Here is a 23,144-nt window from a genome sequence, read left to right as displayed (position 1 = left end):
GCTCCCCGCCCGCAATCCCGAGGCGACGAACTATATCGATGCCAACCGGATTTCGCACCGATGTCGTGCGACTCCGGTGAGTGATCGGAAGGAAGCGGTCGCGGCAAGCGGAACCAGGATCGGCAGCACGTCGAACAGGACCGGCGGCATTGCGCTGGTTCACTTAAGCAGTTGAGCTGACCGTGAGCCGTGTTACTTAAACAGGCAAGTAATAATGTCGGCTAGGATACTTATGTGGAGACACCCGAGCCACGTTGGCTGACCAGCGAAGAGCGTGCCGCCTGGATGACCCTGCTGGGCGTCCTGATGCGCCTCCCCACCGCCCTCGACGCCCAGTTGATGCGAGACTCCGGCCTCAGCCACTTCGAGTACGGCATCCTCGCCGGCCTCTCCGAGACCCCCGGCCGGACACTGCGGATGAGCGTCCTGGCGGTCCTGGCCGAAGGCTCGCTGGCCCGGCTCTCCCAGGCGGTCGGCCGGCTCGAGAAACGCGGCTGGGTCCGCCGCTCCCCCGATCCGACCGACGGCCGTTACACCCTCGCCACCCTCACCGACGAGGGCTGGGACAAGATCGTCGCGAGCGCGCCCGGCCACGTCGAGAACGTGCGCACCCTGGTCTTCGACTCGCTCACCAAGGCCCAGGTCCGCCAGCTGCAGGAGATCGGCCGCCGGATCCTCGCCGCCACCGACCCGGAGGACTCCTGCTCTCCGGCGGCCGCCCGGTGAGCCCCGAGTGGATGACGTTGCCCGCCACCGCGGTCGACGAGGCGGCCCGTCTGCTGCTCGGCTGGCGGCTCACCGCGAACGGGGTGACGGTCCGCCTGTCCGAGGTGGAGGCCTACAGCGGCCTCGGCGAGGACCCGGCCAGCCACGCGCACCGCGGTGTGACGGGCCGCAACGCCGTCATGTTCGGCCCGGCCGGCCGGCTCTACGTCTACCAGATCTACGGCATGCACTTCTGCGCCAACATCGTCTGCGGCGAGGACGGGCGGGCGGCGGCCGTGCTGCTGCGGGCCGGTGAGGTCGTCGACGGCCATGACCTGGCCCGTAAACGACGGCCGGCGGCCCGCCGCGACACCGACCTGGCCGCCGGCCCGGCCAAGCTGATGCAGGTCCTCGACCTGGACCGGGCCGCCAACGACACACCGCTGCTCGGCGGCGGCCCGGCCACGCTGGCCCCGCCCGCCGGACCGGTCGGACCGGTCTCGGCAGGGCCACGCGTCGGCGTCACATCGGCGCACGACGTGCCGTGGCGGTTCTGGATCACCGACGACCCGACGGTGAGCGCCTACCGCCGCCACACCCCGCGCCGCGGGTGAACCGGGCAAACCCGGCTGGCTCTCACCGCTGTCTCAGCGCAGCTAGACAGCGGTGGCGGCCAGCCGGAAGACCGTAAGCCGCCGGGTGGCACGGGTCAGTGCCACGTAGAGATCGTTCACACCGCGCGGCGACTCCGAGCGGATCAGCTCCGGATCCACCAGGACGACGTGATCGAACTCCAGGCCCTTCGCCTCGATCACGGTCAGCAGCACGGCCGGTTCGTCCAGGTCGGAGCCGAGACGTGGCAGGGCGGCCGCCACCTCGGCGTGGCGACCGGCCGGAACGATCACCGCGAGACGTCCCACCGCGGGTTCTCCCGCCACCACGCCGGCCAGGTCCGCAGCGGTCCCGGTCATCTCGCGCGGCTCGGTGCCCGAGACACGGACCGGGCGGGGCAGTTCGATCGGCGGGTCGGCGTCGGCGAGCAGGCGCCCGGCATACGCCATGATCTCGGCCGGGGTGCGGTAACTCACGGTCAGCGCGGCGAGACGCCACCGCTCGTCGACGTACGGCGAGAGCACCTCCCCCCACGACCCGGCCCCGCCCGGGGCACCGGTCTGGGCCAGGTCACCGACGATCGTCATGGACCGGCTCGGGCACCGGCGCATCAGCATCCGCCAGGCCATCGGCGACAGTTCCTGCGCCTCGTCCACGATGACGTGCCCGAACGCCCACCTCCGGTCGGTCGCGGCGCGTTCGGCGGCTGGCCGCACGTCCCGGTCGGCGTAACGCTCAGCGAGCACATCGGCCTCGATCACGTCTGCCACGTTCGGGATCTCCGCCTCGAAGTCGTCCTCCGCCTCGTACGACTTCGAGCCCGCCGAGATGTCCAGCACGCCCTGCACGTAGTCGAGCCGTCTGCGCCGGTCGCGGGCCTCCCTGGCACGTGCCGCCGAATCGTCCTCGCCGAGCAGCTCGGCCGCCTCGTCGAGCAGCGGCACGTCGGCCGCCGACCAGCCCCCGCCCGGCTCCCGGCGCAACCCGGCCCGATCGGTGGCCGCGAACAGGTCGTCGAGGAACCGTTCCGGCGTGAGCACCGGCCACAGGTCGTCGAGCACCGCACGTACCGCGGGGTCCTCGGCCAGGTCGGCGCGGATGTCCGCCAGGTCCGCCTCGTCGAGCACGTTCGGTGCGCCCGGGGCGTCGTCCTCGCCCAGCGGGTCGTCCCAGAACGGGTCCGCACCGATCCGCTCGGCCACCTGTTCGGCAAGCACGTCGAGGACGCCGGCCACGAAGACGGGCCGGGCCAGGTTGTGCCGGCGGCCGGACTCGCGGGCCCGGCGGCGGGGCGGTTCGCAGTCGTAACGGTCCAGCCGCAGCACATGCCGGTCGACCACGATCTCGATCGGCGTCTCCGGCACGCGCTGCCGGTCCCGTACACCCCGGGCGAGGAAGTCCACCATGTCGGAGCGGCCCTTCGCCTCGGCGGTCGTGGCCGACTCACGCCGGGTCGCGACCACGCCCGGGAACAGGTCGGCCGGCGTCGCCAGCAGCACGCCGGTCTCGGCCAGCGACGGGAGCACCTGGGAGATGTAGCGCAGGAACATCGGGTTCGGGCCGACGATCAGCACGCCGCGGGCACTCAGCTGCTCCCGGTGCGTGTAGAGCAGGTAGGCGGCCCGGTGCAGGGCCACTGCGGTCTTGCCGGTGCCCGGACCACCCTGGACCACGAGCACGCCGCCGGCGTCGGACCGGATCACCCGGTCCTGCTCGGCCTGGATCGTCTCGACGATGTCGCGCATCCGTCCGGTGCGGTGCGCGTCCAGGGCCGCGATCAGCGCGGCCTCACCGACCAGCGGCCCGCCTCCGGCGACCGGATCGAAGACCTCATCATCGAGATCGACGACGGTACGGCCACGGGTGCGGATGTGGCGGCGCCGGATGATCCCGTACGAGGTGACGGCCGTAGCGGTGTAGAACGGCCGTGCCGCCGGGGCGCGCCAGTCGACGAGCAGCGGTTCGTCCGTGTCGTGGATGCCGATCCGGCCGATGCGCAGCGGCCCGCCGTCGCGCGGGTCTAGTCGGCCGAAGCACAGCCCGGACTCGACCGCGTCGTACCGGGCCAGGCGTTCGGCGTAGCCGTGGGCCGCGATGTCGCGCTGGAGCCGCGCCTGCGGGGTGCCGCCATCCCGGCCCCACTCACCGGTCAGGTGCCGGCGGGCGCGTTCGCGGAGCTCGTCCAGCCGGTGGTACAGCATCGTGACGTGTTCCTGTTCCTCGGCGAACGCCCGCGCTTCCGGAGAATCCGGCACGGACACGCTTGACAGACTTGACACCTCTGCCCCCAACCCTTAATCTGATTATGGATCCCTCTGGACGACTTGAGTAGTTCGAGACGGAATCCTCAGAATACACGGTTAGCCCTACCGGGCTTTGCCCGTGCGCGTCGCTCAGGTGAGCAGCGTCTTCAGAGCCGCGGCGTCGGCACGCCAGCTTTCCTCGTCCAGCAGCGGCGGCGCGTGCGGAGGCAACAGCCCGCCGGCTCCGGGGTCGTCCGGGTAACGAGCGGTCACGTGGGTGTGCAGGTGCGGTTCATGGTTGCCGAGCGTCAGATAGTTGAGCCGGGACGGGCGGAAACAGTCCCGGATCGCCCGCGCCACGGTCAGAACCTCGCGGTGATAGAGGTCGGACTCGACGGGACTCAGGTCGATCGGCTCGCTGACATGCCGGCCGCGCCACACGACGATCGCATAGCCGCGGACGAACGATCGGCGGGCGAAATACGCGTCGGTGACCCGGCCGGACCAGACCCGGAGCCCGTAGGCGGTCTCGTCACGCCGGTCACCGCACCAGCGGCAACCGTCCTCCCCCACCGCACCCATCCCGGAACCATAAACGATCCTCGATAGCCTGGGGTGTCCCGTCGTTCACCACCGGGACTCGTTCACCACGGGGTCAGGGAGCGCCAGTTCTGGGTGAACCCGCCGGTGCAGTCGCGCAGGCGTACCTTTCCCACGTTCGACCGGTCGACGGCGAGTTCGGTCAGGCAGAGCCCGGCGCGGGTGCCCGCCCGTACCGTGGTGGAGATCCACCAATTCTGATTCGAGCGGTACGTGCACGCCTTCACCAGGACCTTCGCGCCCGCGCTGTGCGGCTGCAGACAGTTGTCGCCCTGGGTCAGATGGCCCTCGCTGGTCTGATAGAACAGCTGCGCCCCGTTCCCGCGGACACACCCGCTCGTGTGCACGACGGTGCCGATCGGGCCGCCGGTCAGGCAGCGGTACGCGGTGCCGCGCGTGACGATCCACCCCTGCAGCAGCGGTGGCGGCCCTGGCACAGCCACCGCCGGAACGGCCGGCAGACCGGACAGCAGAGCCACGACCAGCAGTGCTGCGGACACACTACGGCTGGGCATCGCCTCACTCTAGGAACCGCCGGACCGCCCGCGCAGACGTTCCGCCGAGAACCACACTCCGGTGTCGGGGCGGTAGCAGCGGGAGGGCGGGCGGCGGTTTGGACGGCATCGACGCGGGTAGCCGCGAGTGATGAGTCCGTCCGCCAGTGTCACCTTCGTCGGCAACGCGACCACCCTGCTCCGGCTGGGCGCGTTCACCCTGCTCACCGACCCGGCGTTCGGGGCGGCGGGCAGCCGGGTCCATCTCGGTTACGGGGCTTGGACCCGGCGTCTGCGGGACCCGGCTCTGTCGTACGACCAGCTTCCCCGCCCCGACGCCGTCCTGTTGTCGCACCTGCACGGTGACCACTTCGACCGCGCCGCGCGCCGTGTCCTTCCGCCGGACCTGCCGATCGTGACCACCCCGCAGGCCGGCCGCCGGCTGCGGCGACGCCGGTTCGAGGCGGCCCGCGGCCTGCCGACCTGGGACGCCGAGCAGTGGCAGCGCGACGGCGAACAGCTGCGGGTGACCGCCCTGCCCGGCCGGCACGGGCCCGGCCTGGTCGACCGGCTGCTGCCGGACGTGATGGGCTCGCTGATCGAGTGGTCGGTGGACGGGCAGACGATGCTGCGGCTGTACGTCACCGGGGACACCCTGTATCGGCCGTTCCTCGGCGAGATCCGGGAACGCTGCGGTGAGATCGACGCCATGCTGATCCACCTGGGCGGCACCCGGCTCCTCGGCCTGCTGCTGACCATGGACGCCCGGCAGGGAGCCGATCTGACCGGACTGATCCGGCCGCGGCTGACGCTGCCGATCCACTACGACGACTACCGGGTGATGAAGTCGCCGCTGAGCGACTACCTGACCGCCTGCCGGGACCGGTCGCTGGACGGGGTGCGGCCCCTCGGCCGCGGGGAGACGGTCACCCTCGTGCCGAGCATCGCCGGGTAGCGCGAAACCTCCCCGCGGGCCGGAGCGGGACACTAGCGTCGTCGGTGATGATCACGCGTCGGGGCCTCCTGGGGCTGAGTGGGGTGTGCGCGGCCGGCGTGCTGTGGTCGGCCGGGCTGATCGTGGCGTTCGCCGCCGGGGCACGGCCGGTGATCACACCGGTCGCGGTCGGGGTCGCGGCCATGCTGACGGTGCCGGGATTCGCGGCCGGGATCCTCGCGAACCGGCGCGGCTATCAGACGCGGCAACCGCGACGGCTGTGGCGTCTCGCGTCCTGGGTGCCGCCGCACGTGCCGGTATGGGCCGCGATCGCCGCGGCGCTGACGTTCTTCGGCTTCTGGCTGGCGCTGGTGCTGGCGTTCGTGGCGCTGGACGGCAGCCCACGACGCAGCGGGGACCGTTATCTGCTGGTCGACCACGACCGGGAGGTGGTGGTCGACAGGGCGACCTACGAACGGCAGATCGACCACGAGACGCAGATCTCGCTCGCCGTGCTCGGGGCCTTCGCGGTGGGCGGGACGTTCCTGTGCGCCGCCCGCGCCACCGACCACGAAGAGGCGTGACCGGCGGCCCGGTGGTCGCTCCGCCGCCGGAGTTCGCGCCGGGGCTCTGGCCGCCGGCATCTACGGTGGGCCGGTGGAGATCCGCCTCTGGTCCGTCGTCGCCGAGGCCGCGGCGCTGACCGCGGCCGGGCCGGGCGCCCGGATTCATGAGACGGCCGACGCCGTGTTCGCGGCCGGGCCGGACGCCACCGTGGTGATCTGCACCGGTCTGCGCACCGCCGAGGATCTGCGGGTCGACGGGCCGTTCCCGCGTCTGGTCGAGGGCCGGCTGACCGGCGGTGACGGCCTGCCGCTGCACGCGTTCGCGCGGCTGCCGGACGGCTGCCTGGTGCTCGGCACGGCCCGGGTCACCGAGGTGGCCCGGCGCCGGGGCCTGCTGAAACGGCTCGACCTGCGGCTGGACATGCCACTGCCGGAGCATCTGCTGACGCTGGCCGGACCGGTCGGGCAGCCCGGCGCCGCATGGCTCGACCTGCTGCCGGACGACCCGGTCGCAGCCCTGGCACGGTTCGTCGGCGACTGGTATCCGGACGTTCCGGCGGACAGCGTTCCGGAGCCCGCCGGCGGGCAGCCGGAGGCATTGCGCGCCTTCCACCGGGCGGCCGCCGGGCGGGCCGCGCTCTACGACGGTTCGCTGCGGGTGCTCCCCGAGCCCCGGCCGGGCGGTCCGGGTGGCACACTCACCTTCGGCGAGTCCGGCGACGGCACCTTCGAACTGCTGATGGAACCCGGCGGCGACGACCCGCCGGTCTACTACCACGGCCTCAGTGACCAGCCGTTGCGGGAGCGGGAGCGGCTGTCGGCGTACCTGCTGCTGCTGACCCTGACCCGGGTGGCGATGGACCGGCCCGGTCTCGCCTCGGGTGGGATGGCCTTCGCCGATCGGGCGCAGGCGCGGCGGATCGTCGCACCACTGCGGCGGGTGCCACTGCGGCCGCTGCGCTGGCCGTGCGCCAGGTCGCGGCTCTACGCCGGGCCGGACACCGTGGCGCTGGTCGGGGCGGACGATACCGACTGGTTCGAGGTGTACGTCGGCACGCGCGACCGCGCGTCGCTGCGGAGGCTGCGCAAAATCGGTCTGGACTGGGCATCGCTCGACGGCTGAACCGTCAAGTGGGCCCGGCTCCGACCGATCATGCGGTCATGACACGGGTACCGCATCAGCTTCGCCGGATGGCACCGCCGCGGCAACTCGGCGCCCGCATCCGCTGGCTCTTCCTGATCTTCATCCTCTTCAACGTGGTCACCAGCGTCCCCCGGACACTCGAAGGGGACATCGCGCCGCTGCCGTGGCAGCTCGCCGCGGTGGCCGCCGCGCTCGGTCTGGGCTGGTGGTGGCTGCGCGGTTACCGTCGCAACACGTTCCCGGTGTGGGCCGCGCCGGTCGAAGGGCTCGCGCTCGGCCTGATCGGCTTCGGCTCGCACAACTGGCTGATCACTCTCGGCCTCCTGTTCTCCGCGGTCTCGTTCCGCGGCCTCTACGGCACCTGGCGGCACGCGCTGCTCATGACGGTGTCGCTGTTCGCCGGCTCGGCGGCCGCGATCGCGCTGACCGAACCCGGTCAGCTCGGCGTCTTCCTCCAGCAGACCGCCGGGGTGCCGCCGCTGGCGCTGTTCACCGCCGCGGTCGCCGAGAGCACCCGCCGGCAGGAGCAGGCCGCAGCCCGCGAACGGGTCTTCGCCCGGCTCGGTTCCACCCTGGTCACCACCTCCGACCCCGACGTGATCGGCCGGCACGCCGCCGAAGCCGCGGAGGAACTGCTCGGCGGCCTTCCCGGCGGCTGGGCGGCACTCACCCGCAACACCCCGGAGGGCGAGGCGGTGAGCACGGTCGCCGGTCCGGTCCCGGCCGCGCTGCTGGCCGGCGACATCTCGCCGGTACGGGTGACGCTCACCCTGCGCAGCGACAAGCAGCTCTACGGCACCCTGATGGCCGGCGGTGACGTGCCGATCCCGGCCGACGTGATGCCCTCACTGGAGACGCTCGCCGCCCAGACGGTGCTCGGCCTGCGTAACGCCGAACACGCCGCCGACCTGCGGCATCAGGCGTTCCATGACAACCTGACCGGGCTGGCCAACCGGCTGCTGCTGCACGATCACCTGGAGCAGGCGGTGGCCCGGGCCAGGCGGGGCAGCCCGGTCGCGCTGCTGATGATCGACCTGGACGGGTTCAAGGCGGTCAACGACACCTACGGCCACGCGGCCGGCGACCAGCTGCTGGTGGCGGTGGCGCAGCGGCTCCGGGACGGTATCCGCGGCGCGGACACCGCGGCGCGGCTCGGCGGCGACGAGTTCGCGGTCCTGCTCGACGGCATGGACTCGCCGAAGGACGCCGTGCTGGTCGCCGAACGGCTGCTCACCGCGCTCCAGGAACCGCTCGTGGTGTCCGGTGCGGAACTCGCCCCGCGGGGCAGCATCGGCGTCGCGGTGTGGCAGGACCACGCCGACGCGGACGCGCTGATGCGGGCCGCGGACGCCGCCATGTACTCGGCGAAGACGGCCGGCAAGAGCCGGGTCGCGGTCCTGGCCTGATCGACAATGAAGGAAGGGCGGCCCGATGAAGGGCCGCCCTTCCTTTGTCGTCACTCGCTGATGGCGTCGATCAGGTCACCGACCGGGCTGTCCGGGAGGGCCCGGGCCACGTCGGCGACCGCCACGATGCCGACCAGCTGATGGCCGTCGATCACCGGCAGTCTGCGGACCTTGTGCTGGGCCATGGTGCGCAGGATCTCGGCGGCGTCGTCGTCGGCCCCGATCGTGACCGGCTTGCCCTGAGCCAGCTCACCGGCCAGAACCTCGCCGGGGCTGCGTCCCACGGCAACGGCCTTGATCACGATGTCGCGGTCGGTGATCATGCCGTGCAGCCGGTTGTCGTCGCCGCAGATCGGCAGGGAGCCGACGTTGAGATCGGCCATCTTGCGGGCCGCGTCGGCCAGGGTTTCCTTCTCCTGGGCGCAGGTGACGTCGCGGGTCATGATTTCGCGAGCGGTCGTCATGACAGGAGACTCCTTTCTCATGTCGTAACGGTGTTGTGACATCGCGTACCCGCTTCAGACCGAGGCAATCGTGAATGCCACCTCATCAACGAGTTCCCGTGCCAGAAAACCGACCCGGCCGAACCGCGGGCCCAGCCGCTGCCCGCTGACGGCGTGCGCAAACGCCGCCCAGCAGGCCGCCTGCGCCGGTTCGGCGCCCCGGGCCAGCAGACCCGCCACGATGCCCGCGCGCACGTCGCCGCTGCCCGAGGTGCCCAGGCCGACGTCACCGCTCTCCTCCCGCCACGCCCGTCCGCCGGGCTCGGCGATGTGCCCGTACAGCGAGACCACCGCGTCGTGCCGGGTCGCCAGTTCGAACGCCGCACCGGCCAGGTCGTCGCCGGGATCCCGGCCGAGCAGATGGCCGGCCTCGACCAGGTTCGGGGTGAGCACCGCCCGGGACTGGCGCAGCAGACCGGGCTCCTTGCTGAGAGCACCGAGGGCGTACGCGTCGAGCACCACCGCGGTCTCCCGGGCGGCCGCGCCCAGAACCGCCGTCATCAGCCGGATGGTCCGGTCCACGTCGTCGAGACCGGGGCCGAGCGCGATCACGTCGGCCTCGGCGGCCAGCTCCAGGACCTCGTCGGAGGGCGTCCCGTCCGGGGGCAGGCCGACCACCTTGGCCTCCGGGACAGTGATGCTCAACGGCACCGCCGACACCTCGGCGACAGCCAGTTGCAGCCGGCCCGCACCCGCCCGCAGCGCCGCGACGCCGGCCAGGAGCACGGCACCGGGTGTGCCGCGGGCACCCCCGACCACCAGCACCGTCCCGCGGGACGTCTTGTCACCCTGCGGGCTCGGCAGCGGCCACTCCCGCAGCAGCCCCGGCGTGACGACGCGTTCCTCAGACCGGTTCGGCATTGACGTCCTCCTGCCGGGTGTGCGGCACGTCCTCGTGCTTCAGGTGGGTCACCGAGTTGAACAGTTCCGGCTCGAGCCCGCCGCCGGTGTCGCGCCAGCTGCTGATCGAGCAGTTCGCGACGGTGGTGCGGTGGGCGAGTTCCATCAGCTCGGCCTCGCTGAGTCCTTCGGCGAGGTAGCGGACCATCAGCACGGTCGCCTCGTGGGCGAACAGGACCACCCGCGCGCGGGGATGGTCCTGACGGATCTCGCGCAGCACAGCGCGCAGCCGCAGCAGCACGTCGGCCCAGGACTCACCGCCCGGTGGCCGGTAGTAGAACTTGCCGAGCCGGGCCCGCCGGCGTGCCTCGTCCGGCAGCCGGGCCTGAACCCCGCGAGCCGTGAGCAGGTCCAGGACGCCGAGTTCACGGTCCCGGAGCCGTTCGTCGACGAGGATCGGGACCCCGGTGCCGGCCAGCGCGATCTCCGCGGTCTGCCGGGTGCGCAGGTAGGGCGAGACCACCGCGAGTTCCGGGGGGTTCTCCCGCAGCCAGCGGCCCACCGCCTCGGCCTGTTCCCGGCCGAGCGGGGCGAGCGGCACGTCGGCATCCCGCTCGGGGATGTCGATCGACTCCGCGCCCGCCGTCTCGGCGTTCTGCGCGGTCACATTGCCGGTGCTCAGGCCGTGCCGGATCACCGCGAGCCAGTGCAGTTCGTCCACGCCTGCGGCCTTACCCCGGAACCGGCCCGGACTATCCCCCCACGGGCCGTGGAGCGCAGGCCTCCAGCGCGCGGGCCTGACCGAGCAGGTGATCGCGGGTGGCACCGAGCTCCTCGATGGCGGCCCGCAACGATTCGGTTCCGCAGACATCGCCGGCGACCTGCCGGGCGGCGGAGAGCAGTTCCATGGTCGCGGCCATGGTGCCGGCCGTCTCGGAGAGCCTGCGGGACATCTCCTCGCGCAGGAGCAGCAGCAGCGGATCCACCGGCGGGCACCTCCGGGTACGGGTGACCGGACGGCCACCGTTCGAACCGTCCCGATCGGACGGGCCACCGTGTGATTTAGAGGACCGGCCGGAATTCCTACATCACGACTCCGCGGTTCCGATCGGTCAGACCATGCCCGTGCCACGCCGTCTCGATCCGCCCCTGGTGGCGGCACTCGTTTCCTTCACCTTCATACAGGCCTACGTCGTCACCGGGCTGTGGCACACCTGGAGTCACCCGGTCGTCGCCTGGTTCGCGCTGCCGGTGCTCGCCGTCCTGGCGACGTACGAATGCTTCCGGACGGCCCGATGCACGGAGCTCGACAGGGCCACCCGGAGGTTCTGGGGCTGCCTCGCAACAGCCTGCGCCCTGCTCGTTCCGGCCGCGGTCAGCGCCATGGACGACGCCGTCGGCGGACCGGTCCTCTCCCAGGTGCTGAGTGTCCGTACCCAGGGACTCTTCCTCTGCGCCCTGGTGGTGGTGTTCTGGGGTCTGCTGCGGCTGCCCAGCTGGCAGCGCAGCCGCGGTGACTGGCTGCGGTTCGTCCTGGACGCCGGCGTCATCACGATCACCGCGGGGACGCTGATCTGGCACTTCTCGCTGGGCCGGATCGACTTCTCGGCATCACCGAACGCCACTCCGGCCTCGGTCATCGTGATCACCGTCGTCTCGGCGGTCTCGCTGATCACCTTCGTGAAGGTGGCGTTCGCCGGGGCGGGGCGGATCGACCGCGGTGCTCTGCATCTGCTCTCCTCCGGCGTGGCGGCAGCCGCGTCGGCCGGGATGATCGCCCCGTTCATCGTCGACCGGGCACACCTGCACACCTGCCTGGTGGCCCTGCCCATGTCCCAGCTCACCGCCCTGCTCGCGGCCCGGCGGCAGCGGCACCGCACCGGAGCGCCCCCGGCTGCCCGGCCGGCGTCGCGGCGGTTCAGCCTGGTGCCGTACCTGGCCGTGGTGCTGCTCTATGCCGCGGTGCTGAAGGTGGAGACGCCGCGTGGCGGCTCGGAGATGCTGATGGCCCTGGCCGCCACGGCGGTGACCGTGCTGGTGGCGCTGCGGCAGTTCACCACGCTGCGGGACAACGCCCGGCTGCTCGACACCGTCGACGTCAGCCTGACCCAGCTCCGGGACTATCAGAAGCAACTGGACCACCAGGTCACGCACGACGCGCTCACCGGCATCGGCAACCGGTCGGCGTACGCCGGCGAGATCTCCGCCCGGCTGGCCGGCGACGAGCCGTTCGTGGTGGCACTGCTCGACGTGGACGACTTCAAGATCATCAATGATCGGTACGGCCACGCGACCGGCGACGCGCTGCTCCAGACGATCAGCCGCCGCCTGCGCGACCGGCTCCGCCCGGAGGACACCGTCGCCCGGCTCGGCGGCGACGAATTCACCCTGCTGCTGCCCGGCATGACCGAGACCGAGACCGACCTGCTGCTCAGCGAACTGCTCACCGCCGTACAGGCACCCGTCCTCGACGGCGGCCTGGAGATGACGCCCCGGATCAGTGTCGGCGTCACCGCGAGCCGCCCCGACGACACCGACGGCGAGCTCCTGCGCCGCGCCGACGTGGCGATGTACGCCGCGAAGAGCGCCGGCGGCGGCCGCTGGACCTGGTTCGACCCGGTCATGGACCAGCTCGCCGACCACGACGCCCGGCTCTCCGCCGACCTGCGGCAGGCCATCGCCCGCGACGAGCTGTTCCTGCTCTACCAGCCGATCGTCGAGCTGCCGCACGGCCGGCTCGCCGGAGTCGAGGCACTGGTCCGCTGGCGGCATCCGGAACTCGGCCTGGTCTCCCCCGCCGAATTCATCCCGCTCGCCGAACGCAACGGCTACATCGTCGAACTGGGCCGCTGGATCCTCGAACAAGCCGTCCATCAGGCCTCGGCCTGGGAACGGGACCTCGGCGCGGACGCCCCGGCCAAGGTCAGCGTCAACGTCTCGGCCCGCCAGCTCGGCGAACCGGGCTTCCCGGCGGAGGTCGCGGCGCTGCTGTCGGCGTCCGGCCTCGACCCGGCCCGGCTCACCATCGAGGTCACCGAGACAGCGGTGCTCAGCACCGGCGTGGCGCTGGAGGCGGTCCGGGCCCTGGCCGCCCTCGGACCGACCATCGCGCTCGACGACTTCGGCACCGGCCAGTCGTCGCTCAGCCTGCTGGTGGACTGCCCCGTCGGCTGGCTGAAAGTGGACAAGTCGTTCGTCGACGGGGTGACCCTCGACAGCCCGCAGGCCGTGATCGTGGACAGCCTGATCAGGATCACCGACGGCCTGCGGATGCAGGCGGTCGCCGAGGGCGTCGAAACCGCCGAACAGGCCGAACGCCTGCACCGGGCGGGATACCGGTTCGCTCAGGGCTACCACTTCGCGCGCCCGATGACCGACACCGACATCGCGTTGCGGATCGCTGCCCCGATCGACCGTGTACCGGCCCACGCCCTTCCGATGTGAGGCGGCGTCCTGCGGATCGCCGCCCCTGTTCTCAACGTCTGAGCATCAGCCGCCGCGGAACAGGTCGCGCAGCAGGAGCACCTCCGCACCGTGGTGGATGACCTCACGGTTGATGTGCAGGATCAAGGCGGCCAGCGGCTCGTCGGAGTAGGCGTCCTCGGTCTCACCGCACGGACGCTCCAAGCCGTCCTCGCCCAGCGCGGCAACCCCGTTCAGCCAGGCCGCGTAGACGTCGTCGAGCTGGGCCAGCGCCTCGACGGCCGTACCCGCGTAGGTGAAGTGGAGGTAGTCGGTGGGCGGGCCGCCGAAGTGTGCGGCGACACGCATGCCGAGGACACCGACGATGATGTGGCCGAGCCGCCAGGCGATCGTGGTGACCGGCGGTGGTGACGGTTCCGGGTACTCCCAGTCGATGGTGAAATCACCGGCTCCGGCGGCCATCGCCGCGGTACTCGTGCCCCGCGGACGGATACTCCAGGCGCCGGGCGCGGGCTCCCGGAAGTACTCGTCGTCGGTCAGTCCGTCGAGGCCCGGCCGCAGCGACGAGAGCCCCGATGACGGCTGGCAGGTGATCGGTGGCGAAGGACAGGCGACGGCGGCGGAGTCAGATGGCGGTGGCAAGGGGGTGGGCATGGAGACGGCCACCGCCCACCCGAGCTGGTGGATGAGCGGTGGCCGTGATCGTGGGAGCTGGAACCGGTCCGGCGCGCGGAGGTGGAAGGCCCGCGCGCCGGACCGGTGGCTCTCAGCACTGCGTGAAGCAGCTGTTGCGGAACTGTGAAGCAACCTTGCGGGACTGTGGGGCGGCTCCGTATCGGAACTGCGGAACGGCTCCGGCGGCCCGGATCAGCTCTGTACGAAGACGGAGACGGTCCGGGCGGGGACGGTCAGCGTGCCCGTCGACGCGGTGAAGGACGCGGTTCGCGTCACCGGGTCGGCGGAGGCCTGCTGGACGGGGTGGAGGGCGACCTTCTTGCCGGCGAGCGCGGGCACCGTCTGGGTGGCGGTGGTCGTGCCGGCGTTGAAGACGACCGTGATCGATTTCCAGCGGCCGTCGACACCGCGGGCGTCGATGGTCATCGTGATGACGCCCGGGGTCTCGTTCGTGCCGGACAGCGGGAACGCGACCCGCTGCTGGACCTGCTTGCCGGTGGCCAGACCGAAGGCCGGTGTGGACTTCCGGATCTTCAGGAGCTCCTGGTAGGTGCTGTTCGTCAGGTTGATCGCGGCGCAGTCCGGCACCAGTGCCGGGTCGGCGAGCAGGGGCTTGGCGTACGCGTACTTGCTCTCGTTGTCCGTCTTGGGCGGCAGGCCGCGGCCGAAGCCGTTGCCCTGAGAGCAGTCCCAGATGATCTGGTTGAACCAGTCGCCCGAGTTGTACGAGTTGCGGTCCAGCGACTTCGACCGGAGCAGCTCGCTGCCGGTCGTGACGAAGCCGGCGCCCTGTCCGAGGACGGCGGTGGCCAGCGCCACCGACTGGGCACGGGCCCGGTCGGCTGCCGTGGTCGCCTGCGGGAGCTTGTACGCCAGCGAGTCGTAGAGGATCTCGTTGTCGTGGGCGTCCACGTAGGTGATCGACTCGCCGGGGTCGGTCGTGTATCCGGCCGGCGCGCCGTTGTAGTCGACCTGCGACCCGGTGACGACGTTGCCGGACGAGTCGGTGAACCGGTAGCCGGCCAGGTTGCCGGTCAGGCCCACCTTGATCAGGTCCTGGTAGTGCAGCAGCCGCGTCTTCTGCTCGGCAGCCGTTCCGTTGGCCGGGTCGCCGTTGGGGGCGCCGGCCAGGCCGGACGCGAAGCCCTGGATGCGCGGGTTGCCGTCGAACGGACCGCCGCCGCGGACCGCGTCGCGGAGCCGGTCGTTGAACGTGCCGATCCCGGTGCCGCCGAGTTCGGTCTGGGATGCCTGGACGAAGCGCGCGTTGTTCGCGACCTCACCGAAGTTCCAGCCTTCGCCGTACACATAGATGTTCTTGCCGTCGACGCCGTCACGAGCGACCGTGAGCCGGTCGAGGGCCTTGCGGACCGCGAGGATGTTCTCCTTCGGGTGGTGGCCCATCAGGTCGAAGCGGAAACCGTCGACCTTGTACTGCTTGGCCCACGTGACGATGGAGTCGACCACGAGCTTGCCCATCATCGCGTTCTCCGGCGCCGTGTTGGCGCAGCAGGTGGAGTTGGCGATGGTGCCGTCCTCGAGCAGGCGGTGATAGTAGCCGGGCACGATCTGGTCGAGCACCGACTTGGCGTCGGTCCCGGCGGCCGAGGTGTGGTTGTAGACGACGTCCATGACCACGCGCAGGCCGGCCTGGTTGACGCCGGCGACCATCGACCGGAATTCCCTGGTACGGGCCGACGGATCGGCCGCGTAGCCGCCCTCCGGAACCGTGTAGTGCAGCGGGTCGTAGCCCCAGTTGTATCCGTCGGTGGCGGCGACCTTCTCGACGCAGGCCTGCTGCTCCTCCGAGTCGGGCGGCAGCGACGCCAGGTCGCACGGGGGCTGCTGCTGGTCGGCGCGCTTCTCCGGGATGGTGGCGAAGTCGAACGCCGGCAGCAGGTGCAGGTGGGTCACACCGGCCTTGGCGATGTCCCGGAGATGCGACATGCCCCGGGAGTCGCCGGTGAAGGCGCTGAACGTGCCCCGCTGCGCAGCCGGCACCGTGGTGTCGGCGATCGAGAAGTCCCGGACCGACAGCTCCGAGATCTGGATCTTCGCGGGTGCTACCGCGGCCGGCTTCTTCAGCTTGGACCAGCCCGGGGGTACGAGCGCCGGGTCGGACAGGCTGACGAACTGGCTGCGGGTGGAGTCGGCGGTCAGGGCCACCGAGTACGGGTCGGTCACGGACGCCGTGACGATCTTCTGCGTGGCCGGCTGCCACGCGGTCACCCGGAACCTGTAGTACTTGCCGGCCCAGTCACCGCGACCGGACCAGACGCCGGTGCGGTTGTCCCGGGTCAGCTCGACGAGCGCCGGGGAGACCTGGTCGGCGGTGTCGTACAGCTCGAGCTCGACGTTGCGGGCGGTCGGCGCCCAGACGGCGACGCTCGCCTTCCGGCCGTTGACGACCGGGCCGAGGGTCGAGCCGGCGGCAGAGCCGTAGACGTCGTCCAGCACACCGGAGAGCTGGACACCGGTGGCCGAGAGCAGCTTGCCCGCGGCGTCTCGCTCGGTGACCACGACCTGGCCGCGCAGGATGTCCGCGATGTTCCGCGTGCCGACCCGGAAGGCGCCGTACTGCCAGAGGTGCGGGAACCTCTCCCGCTGCGCCTCGGTCAGGCCGTTGCGCCGGGCCGCCAGCGGCACGGACTTGAAGGTTCCGGTCAGTTCGCCGTCGGCGACACCGATCCCGCCGGCCGGCGAGTACACCAGGTCGTAGACCTTGCCGTCGGTGCCCGCGCCGACCGGCTCCAGCGTGCTGCCGGTGCCGGTCTTCCAGGCGATCGTGCCCCGGTCCAGCCAGACCGCGGCCGACTTGGTCACGTCCGCCACGCCGCCACCGGCACTGGTTCTCACCAGCGGCAGCAGGCGGGTCTCCTGGCCGGCCAGCAGCCAGACCTCACGGCCCGCCTTGGCGAAGTCGAGGGACTGGTCGGTCGGCAGATCCTTCTCGTCACCCCGGTGGAGGATGTAGCTCAGTGACGTCGCACCGGCCGCGAGCGGTACCTCGAAGACCGCGCCGTAACTGTCGACGCGTGCCGGAAGCAGCGGGGCCGACCAGTCGGTCGGGCTCGCGGCGCCGGCCCAGACGTGCAGGCCCCAGCCGTCGTAGTTCCCGTCGGCCCGCTTCCAGTGGATGATCGCCTTGTTCGGATCCTGTGCCGGGTCGGGCTGACCGGTGGCCGCCTGCCGGGTCGGGTAGACACCCGTGTCGCCCTGCTTGATCCAGATCTCCGGGTTGGCGCCGACGTCGATCGTACGATCGGCGTCGGTGTCCTTGTTGCCGTTGTCGTCGACGACGATGAACCCGACACTCTTGGCGCCCGGCTTGAGCTTCACGTACGCGAAGCGGCCGTAGGAGTCCTCGCCGGTGAACGGCTGCCCGTCCGGCCAGGTGGTGGTCATCGACGGGTCGACGTCGCCCCACACGTAGAGGTTCTGCTCGTCGTAGCCGCCTGCCGGCCGCTGGTAGTGCACCACCGCGTAGCCGGCGGTGGACTGGGCCGCCGGGGTGCCGACGGTGATGTTCGAGGTGGCCGAGGCGAGCCGGCCCTTGCTGTCGCGCACCACGGCCTTGTATCGCACCGGGGTCTTCCCCGCCAGCCCGGTCAGGTCGTGGTGGATCCGGTAGGGGGCCCGGTCGGCGGTGCCGAGCAGCTTCCACTCGCCGTCACCGGTCTGGGCCGCGAAGGTCACCGTGGACAGCGGGTCGCCGGCGACGTCGGCGACGATCTCGGTGCGGCCGGCCACCGATGCGCCCGCCTTCGGGCTGCTGAGGGTCACCGACGGACCCTTCGCGGGTACGGCCACCGCGTTGCCGGCACGCAGCACGACGGAGGACAGCGCCGGCACGGTGACGGTGATCCTGCCCTCGGCGTCCGAGTTGACCGCGGCCGTGCCGCCGTAGATGCCGGTGAACACCGTGTTCGGCGTGGCGGTGGCGAACGAGACGGTCTGCGCCGTGGTGGCGTTGTTGACCGCGACCACGTACTCCTTGCGGGTGTGGTCCCGGGCGATCCGGGAGGCGGCGAAGACGCCCTGTCCCTCGGCCGCGTACCGCGTCTGCTGGATGCCGGTGACCAGCGCCGGGTTGTCCTTGCGGAGCTTCGCGAGGTCGGCGATGGTCCGGTAGACCGGGTGGCTGGTGTTGTAGTTGTCGACCGCGTGGGTGCGGTCGGTGCCGATCAGGTCGTCGTCCAGGTAGTCCGCGCTCCTGCTGGCGAACAGATCCTGGCGGGCGTCCTTGTCGCCGCCCGGCCCGGTGAAGCCCTGCTCGTCACCGGAGTAGACGACCGGCTGGCCACGGGTCAGGAACATCAGTTCGTGGGCGAGCTGGTCGCGCCGGAGCTGGGTGTCGGCGGTCGCGGCGGCGGCGATGAACGAGCCGATCCGGCCCATGTCGTGGTTGCCGAGGAACGTCGGCAACCGGTCCGCGCCGGTGTCACGGGCGGTGTAGAGGTCGTCCTTGGCGTACAGGTCGGACAGGGCGTTCGCGCCGCTGTTGCCGGTGACGAAGCCCCGCGCCGTCTCCTGGAACGAGAAGTCCAGGGTGGCCGGGAGGTTGCCCTCGCGTACGTAGGTGGACTGGATCTCCTGGTCGGCGCTGTAGACCTCGCCGAACATGAAGAAGTCCTTCTTGCCGGCCTTCTTGGCGGCCCGCTCGACACCGGGTGCCCACTGCTGCCAGAACTCCAGATTGGAGTGCTTGACGGTGTCGAGGCGGTAACCGTCGATGCCGGTGCTCCTGACCCAGTCACCGTAGATCTTGGTCATGCCCTCGACCACCTCGGGACGCTCGGTGAAGAGGTCGTCGAGGCCGACGAAGTCGCCGTACTCGCTGCTCTCACCGGCGAAGGTCGAGTCACCGCGGTTGTGGTACATGTTCACGTCGTTCAGCCACGACGGAACCTTGACCTTGCTGTCGGCCTTGTTCGCGAAGACCGGGGTGTACGGGTACGACGTCGCGTCCGTCTCCGGGAACTCGTCCGAGCTCGCGTAGTTGCGGTCCTCGAACGGCTGCCCGTCGGTGTCGGTGTACGGCGAGTCCGCCTTGTCGACGTACGTGTACTTGTTCTCCGCGTACTTGATGACGTCGGCGGTGTGGTTGACGATGATGTCCAGGTAGATCTTGAGGCCGCGCTGGTGGGCGAGCTTGACCAGCCTCTTCAGGTCGGCATTGGTCCCGAAGTGCGGGTCGACCTGGGTGAAGTCGGTGATCCAGTACCCGTGGTAGCCGGCCGACGCGTCGGCGCCGGTGCCCTGCACGGGACGGTTCTTGAAGACCGGGGCGAGCCAGATCGCGGTGGTGCCGAGCCCCTGGATGTAGTCCAGCCGGTCGATCACGCCCTTGATGTCGCCACCGTGGTAGAAGCCCTTGTCGGCCGGGTCGTAGCCGGTCGACAGCCGGTCGCCGGACAGTCCGCCCTTGTCGTTCCGGGTGTCGCCGTTGGCGAACCGGTCCGGCAGCACGAAGTAGAACTGCTCGCCCGAGGTCGGGTTGTCGGAGCCCCACTTGGCGATCACGGAGTCACTGGGAACGCTGGGAGCCGCGACGGCAGCGGAGGCCGGCACGGCGAGAAGTGGGAGGAAGAGGCTGAGCAACGCGGCGCCCAGCTTCAGACGGCGGTGCAAAGGTCTGTTGAGTGCCACTGCGCACCCTTCCGATTCGGTGGTATCGGATTGACAGTTATATATTTCGTGACGTTGCCTCGGCGCGGAAGCCGCCGGACGCACCCGGTGTAGGGTGCTCCAGGACAGGCTCGACGACGCGCCGCGGCGACAAAAACCGAAGCCGATCAGGATGCGTTCCATCGACCGATCGGCCTGTATCACTCCTGTTGCCGGGACGTTAGCAAGGTCTTGCATGGAATGGAAGACCTTTCAGGACCATGCCGAGCAGACAACAGACGACTAGAGTTGAGACCATGCGTGCGCGAATGGCCGATATCGCCAAACAGGCTCAGGTCAGTGAGGCGACGGTGTCGCGTGTCATTAACGACCGCCCCGGCGTCTCTGCTGAAACCCGACAAGCGGTCCTGACCGCACTCGACGTCCTGGGTTACGAACGACCGGAAAGATTGCGCAAGCGCAGTGCCGGTCTGGTCGGCCTGGTCGTCCCGGAACTGGACAACCCGATATTCCCCGCGTTCGCCCAGGTGATCGAGTCGACGCTGGCGCAGCACGGTTACACGCCGGTGCTGTGCACCCAGTCGCCCGGCGGCGTCACCGAGGACGAGTACGTGGAGATGCTGCTCGACCGGCAGGTCTCCGGCATCGTCTTCATCTCGTCATTGTCGGCCGACACCACCTCCGACCGCTCCCGTTACCAGCGACTGCTCGACCGGCCGCTGCCGATCGTGCTGGTCAACGGCTACGCCAAGGAGCTCGAGGCGCCGTTCGTCTCGTGTGACGACCGGGTCGCCGGCGATCTGGCCGTCGCCCACCTGGTGGCGCTCGGGCACCGGCGGATCGGCATGATCTCCGGCCCCAACCGCTTCATCAACACCCAGCGCAAGCTCGAGGGCTACCGCAGCGCCATGCGGCGCGAGGTGGGCCTCACCGACCCCGAGATCGACGAGCTGGTCTCGCTGACCCTGTTCGGTGTCGAGGGCGGCGAGGTGGCCGCCGAGCGGCTGCTGACCAAGGGCGTCACCGGCATCATCTGCGCCTCGGACATGATGGCGCTGGGTGCGATCCGGGCCGCCCGGCGACGTGGGCTGAGGGTTCCCGAGGAGGTGTCGGTGATCGGCTTCGACGACTCGGCGCTGATCCCGTTCACCGACCCGCCGCTGACCACGCTGCGCCAGCCGGTGGCCTCGATGGCGGTGGCCGCGGTCCGGTCGCTCGTCGACGAGATCAACGGGCACGGCGCGCCGCACTCGGAGTACCTCTTCCACCCCGAGCTGGTGGTCCGCAACTCGACGGCGATCGCTCCGATGCGCTCCCAGGTTCCGGTCGCCACGCCAGCCGCCTGACCGAAAACGTACGGATGGCGGTCATGCCGCCGTCCGTACCCCGGGAGAGCGTTCTCTTGTCTTTTGATGAATTGATCCAGGCGCCCACCGGAAATCGGTGAGCGCCTGGATGAATTGACCCGGCGGATCAGCCCTTCGTGCCGCCGGCGGTAAGGCCCGACACGAGATGCTTCTGAGCGAAGAGGAATACGATTCCGGCCGGGATGGTGACGAGCACCGCCGCCGCCGTGAGGTATTCCCACTGCGGATTGAACTGGGGCACGAACTGCTGCAGGCCGTACGCCAGGGTGTATTTGTCGTCGGTCTGGATGAACGCCGACGCGTACGCGACCTCGCCCCAGGCGGTGAGGAAGGCGTAGAAGCCGGTCACCGCGATGGCCGGCCGCGCCAGCGGCAGAATGACCCGCCAGAAGATCCGGAACGGGCCGCAGCCGTCCAGCGCCGCCGCCTCGTCGAGCGAGGTCGGGATCGAGTCGAAGTAACCCTTGAGCATCCAGGCACAGAACGGCACCGCGATGGTCAGATAGGCGATGACCAGCGAGGGCAGCGTGTTGATGAGACCCAGATTCGCCATGATCGTGTAGATCGGGACGATCAGGATCGACACCGGGAACATCTGCGTGACCAGGAAGACCATCATCAGCGACCGGCGGCCCGGGAAGTTGAACCGGGACAGCGCGTAGCCGGTGGTGGCCGAGAAGAAGATACCGATCAGCATGGTCAGAGCTGCCACGATGACCGAGTTCAGGAACCAGGACGGGAAGTTCGTCTCGAACAGCACGTACTCGTAGTTCGCGAGCGTCGGATCCTTGACCAGGGTGATTTCGGTGCTCTGCACGGCGTAACCGGGCTTGAACGAGGAGAGCACCACCCAGGCGATCGGGCCGATCGCGATGAGCGACGCCAGGATCAGCGTGCCGTGCAGCGCGATCGACGCGCCGACGCTGCGACGGCCGCGCCGGGGCCGGTTGACGCGAGCGGGCGCGTCCCCCAGCGGAGCCGCGAGCGGCGCAGTCGTGGTCATCTGGGCCATGTCACCAAACCTCGCCTTGCTTACGCAGCACCCGCCGGTAGAACACCGAGAAGATGAGCAGGATCGAGAGGATCAGCACGCCGTACGTGGAGGCGAGCGAGTAGTTCCGGAGGCCCTCGAAGGCAGCCCGGAAGGCGCCGGTCACCAGAATCTCGGTCTGCCCGGCCGGCTGGCCCTCGGTCACCAGGAAGATGATCGGGAACATGTTGAACGTCCAGATCGTGCCGAGCAGGATCACCGTCATGCTGACCGGCCGCAGACCCGGCAGGGTGATGTTGCGGAACCGCTGCCACGGTGACGCACCGTCGATCTCGGCCGACTCGTAGAGCTCCTCCGGGATGCTCTGCATGCCGCCGAGCAGCGCGACCATCATGAACGGCACCCCCAGCCAGATGTTGGCGATGACCGCGACGAACAGGGCACTCCACTTGTTGGCGAACCACGCCACCGAGTCGACGCCCAACCCGTTGAGCACCGAGTTCACCAGACCGAGCTGCTCGTTGAAGAGGAACTTCCAGGCGAAGGCACTGATGAACGCCGGCACCGCCCACGGCAGGACCAGCAGCACGCGGTAGAGGCCGCGCATCCGCATCTCCCGGTGGATCATGACAGCCAGGCCCAGACCGAGACCGTAGTGGAAGGTCACACCGAAGAACGTCCAGATCAGCGTGGTGCCGGTCCACTGCCAGAACTGACCGATCCTGCCGGTGAGGACGTTGATGTAGTTGTCGAGGCCCACGAACGACCAGGCGTTCGGGTTCTCCTTGCACACCTCGCCACCGGTGATCGACTTGGTGCAGATCTCGGCGACCTGGTTTGCCTCGGTCTGGTCGGTGAAGGTCAGCCAGATGCCGTTGGCCAGCGGGTAGAAGATCAGGACCGCCAGGACCGCAACGACCGGTACGACCATCGCCCAGGCCGTCCAGTGCTTGTCCCAGCTCCGCCTCAGCTTGGTCGACAGTCCGGCGCTCCTCGGCGCCGCGTCGGCGGTC

The 23,144-nt window shown here is 70.3% G+C and carries 19 protein-coding genes; 8 read left to right on the top strand and 11 right to left on the bottom strand.

Annotated elements, in window-relative coordinates:
* Positions 1-285: 285 nt before the first annotated feature.
* On the top strand, positions 286-726 hold the full coding sequence (locus AB0G04_RS37160; RefSeq protein ID WP_360993068.1) for a MarR family transcriptional regulator: 441 nt from the start codon (positions 286-288) through the stop codon (positions 724-726).
* Positions 727-737: 11 nt separating this feature from the next.
* A complete protein-coding gene (locus AB0G04_RS37155; RefSeq protein WP_360992992.1) occupies positions 738-1,319 on the top strand; it encodes a DNA-3-methyladenine glycosylase in 582 nt (193 codons plus the stop codon).
* A 42-nt stretch (positions 1,320-1,361) separates the two neighbouring features.
* Here the strand turns inward: AB0G04_RS37155 and AB0G04_RS37150 are convergent, their stop codons facing one another.
* From AB0G04_RS37150 to AB0G04_RS37140, 3 genes are all read right to left on the bottom strand, one after another.
* Positions 1,362-3,518, bottom strand: a complete 2,157-nt coding sequence (locus tag AB0G04_RS37150; protein WP_360993064.1) for an ATP-binding domain-containing protein — start codon at positions 3,516-3,518, stop codon at positions 1,362-1,364.
* Positions 3,519-3,710: 192 nt separating this feature from the next.
* Positions 3,711-4,142 (bottom strand): HIT domain-containing protein, encoded by a 432-nt coding sequence (locus AB0G04_RS37145; RefSeq protein WP_360992990.1) that lies wholly within the window; start codon positions 4,140-4,142, stop codon positions 3,711-3,713.
* A 62-nt stretch (positions 4,143-4,204) separates the two neighbouring features.
* The gene (locus tag AB0G04_RS37140; RefSeq protein ID WP_360992987.1) at positions 4,205-4,675 is read right to left on the bottom strand and encodes an RICIN domain-containing protein; all 471 of its coding nucleotides are present in this window, start codon (positions 4,673-4,675) and stop codon (positions 4,205-4,207) included.
* Between the two features lie 130 nt (positions 4,676-4,805).
* Here AB0G04_RS37140 and AB0G04_RS37135 point away from each other — a divergent pair, with 130 nt between their 5' ends.
* From AB0G04_RS37135 to AB0G04_RS37120, 4 genes are all read left to right on the top strand, one after another.
* Complete coding sequence (locus AB0G04_RS37135) at positions 4,806-5,609, top strand: MBL fold metallo-hydrolase (protein WP_360992984.1); 804 nt, start codon at positions 4,806-4,808, stop codon at positions 5,607-5,609.
* 47 nt (positions 5,610-5,656) lie between these two features.
* Entirely contained in the window at positions 5,657-6,172 is a 516-nt protein-coding gene (locus AB0G04_RS37130) for a hypothetical protein (protein ID WP_360992982.1), read from the top strand.
* Positions 6,173-6,245: 73 nt separating this feature from the next.
* Positions 6,246-7,277, top strand: coding sequence for a hypothetical protein (locus tag AB0G04_RS37125; RefSeq protein ID WP_360992979.1), 1,032 nt, complete (start codon positions 6,246-6,248; stop codon positions 7,275-7,277).
* A 38-nt stretch (positions 7,278-7,315) separates the two neighbouring features.
* Positions 7,316-8,704 (top strand): GGDEF domain-containing protein, encoded by a 1,389-nt coding sequence (locus AB0G04_RS37120; protein ID WP_360992977.1) that lies wholly within the window; start codon positions 7,316-7,318, stop codon positions 8,702-8,704.
* A 50-nt stretch (positions 8,705-8,754) separates the two neighbouring features.
* Here the strand turns inward: AB0G04_RS37120 and AB0G04_RS37115 are convergent, their stop codons facing one another.
* From AB0G04_RS37115 to AB0G04_RS37100, 4 genes are read right to left on the bottom strand one after another with little or no spacing between them, the layout of a single operon-like run.
* Complete coding sequence (locus AB0G04_RS37115) at positions 8,755-9,168, bottom strand: CBS domain-containing protein (RefSeq protein ID WP_360992975.1); 414 nt, start codon at positions 9,166-9,168, stop codon at positions 8,755-8,757.
* A 54-nt stretch (positions 9,169-9,222) separates the two neighbouring features.
* On the bottom strand, positions 9,223-10,068 hold the full coding sequence (locus AB0G04_RS37110) for an NAD(P)H-hydrate dehydratase (protein WP_360992972.1): 846 nt from the start codon (positions 10,066-10,068) through the stop codon (positions 9,223-9,225).
* A complete protein-coding gene (locus AB0G04_RS37105) occupies positions 10,052-10,768 on the bottom strand; it encodes a histidine phosphatase family protein (protein ID WP_360992969.1) in 717 nt (238 codons plus the stop codon). The genes AB0G04_RS37110 and AB0G04_RS37105 overlap by 17 nt, the downstream gene beginning before the upstream one ends.
* Positions 10,769-10,799: 31 nt before the next feature.
* On the bottom strand, positions 10,800-11,033 hold the full coding sequence (locus tag AB0G04_RS37100) for a hypothetical protein (RefSeq protein ID WP_360992967.1): 234 nt from the start codon (positions 11,031-11,033) through the stop codon (positions 10,800-10,802).
* A gap of 133 nt (positions 11,034-11,166) precedes the next feature.
* Here AB0G04_RS37100 and AB0G04_RS37095 point away from each other — a divergent pair, with 133 nt between their 5' ends.
* Positions 11,167-13,491, top strand: coding sequence for a bifunctional diguanylate cyclase/phosphodiesterase (locus AB0G04_RS37095; RefSeq protein ID WP_360992964.1), 2,325 nt, complete (start codon positions 11,167-11,169; stop codon positions 13,489-13,491).
* A gap of 45 nt (positions 13,492-13,536) precedes the next feature.
* Here the strand turns inward: AB0G04_RS37095 and AB0G04_RS37090 are convergent, their stop codons facing one another.
* Both AB0G04_RS37090 and pulA read right to left on the bottom strand, forming a co-directional pair.
* Positions 13,537-14,124 (bottom strand): DinB family protein, encoded by a 588-nt coding sequence (locus AB0G04_RS37090; protein ID WP_360992962.1) that lies wholly within the window; start codon positions 14,122-14,124, stop codon positions 13,537-13,539.
* A 213-nt stretch (positions 14,125-14,337) separates the two neighbouring features.
* Complete coding sequence (gene pulA, locus AB0G04_RS37085; RefSeq protein ID WP_360992959.1) at positions 14,338-19,794, bottom strand: pullulanase-type alpha-1,6-glucosidase; 5,457 nt, start codon at positions 19,792-19,794, stop codon at positions 14,338-14,340.
* A gap of 275 nt (positions 19,795-20,069) precedes the next feature.
* Between pulA and AB0G04_RS37080 the strand changes: the two genes are divergently transcribed.
* Complete coding sequence (locus tag AB0G04_RS37080; RefSeq protein ID WP_360992956.1) at positions 20,070-21,119, top strand: LacI family DNA-binding transcriptional regulator; 1,050 nt, start codon at positions 20,070-20,072, stop codon at positions 21,117-21,119.
* Positions 21,120-21,246: 127 nt separating this feature from the next.
* Here the strand turns inward: AB0G04_RS37080 and AB0G04_RS37075 are convergent, their stop codons facing one another.
* Positions 21,247-22,143: a sugar ABC transporter permease gene (locus tag AB0G04_RS37075; RefSeq protein WP_360992953.1), complete on the bottom strand. Its 897-nt coding sequence runs from the start codon at positions 22,141-22,143 to the stop codon at positions 21,247-21,249.
* A gap of 10 nt (positions 22,144-22,153) precedes the next feature.
* Positions 22,154-23,062: a sugar ABC transporter permease gene (locus AB0G04_RS37070; RefSeq protein ID WP_360993061.1), complete on the bottom strand. Its 909-nt coding sequence runs from the start codon at positions 23,060-23,062 to the stop codon at positions 22,154-22,156.
* Positions 23,063-23,144: the final 82 nt, after the last annotated feature.

The organism is Actinoplanes sp. NPDC023801, from assembly GCF_040639655.1.
In the GTDB taxonomy this organism is placed as follows: Bacteria; Actinomycetota; Actinomycetes; order Mycobacteriales; family Micromonosporaceae; genus Actinoplanes.
The sequence above is the reverse complement of the archived record's forward strand: the minus strand, read 5'-3'. Positions and strand labels throughout refer to the sequence as shown.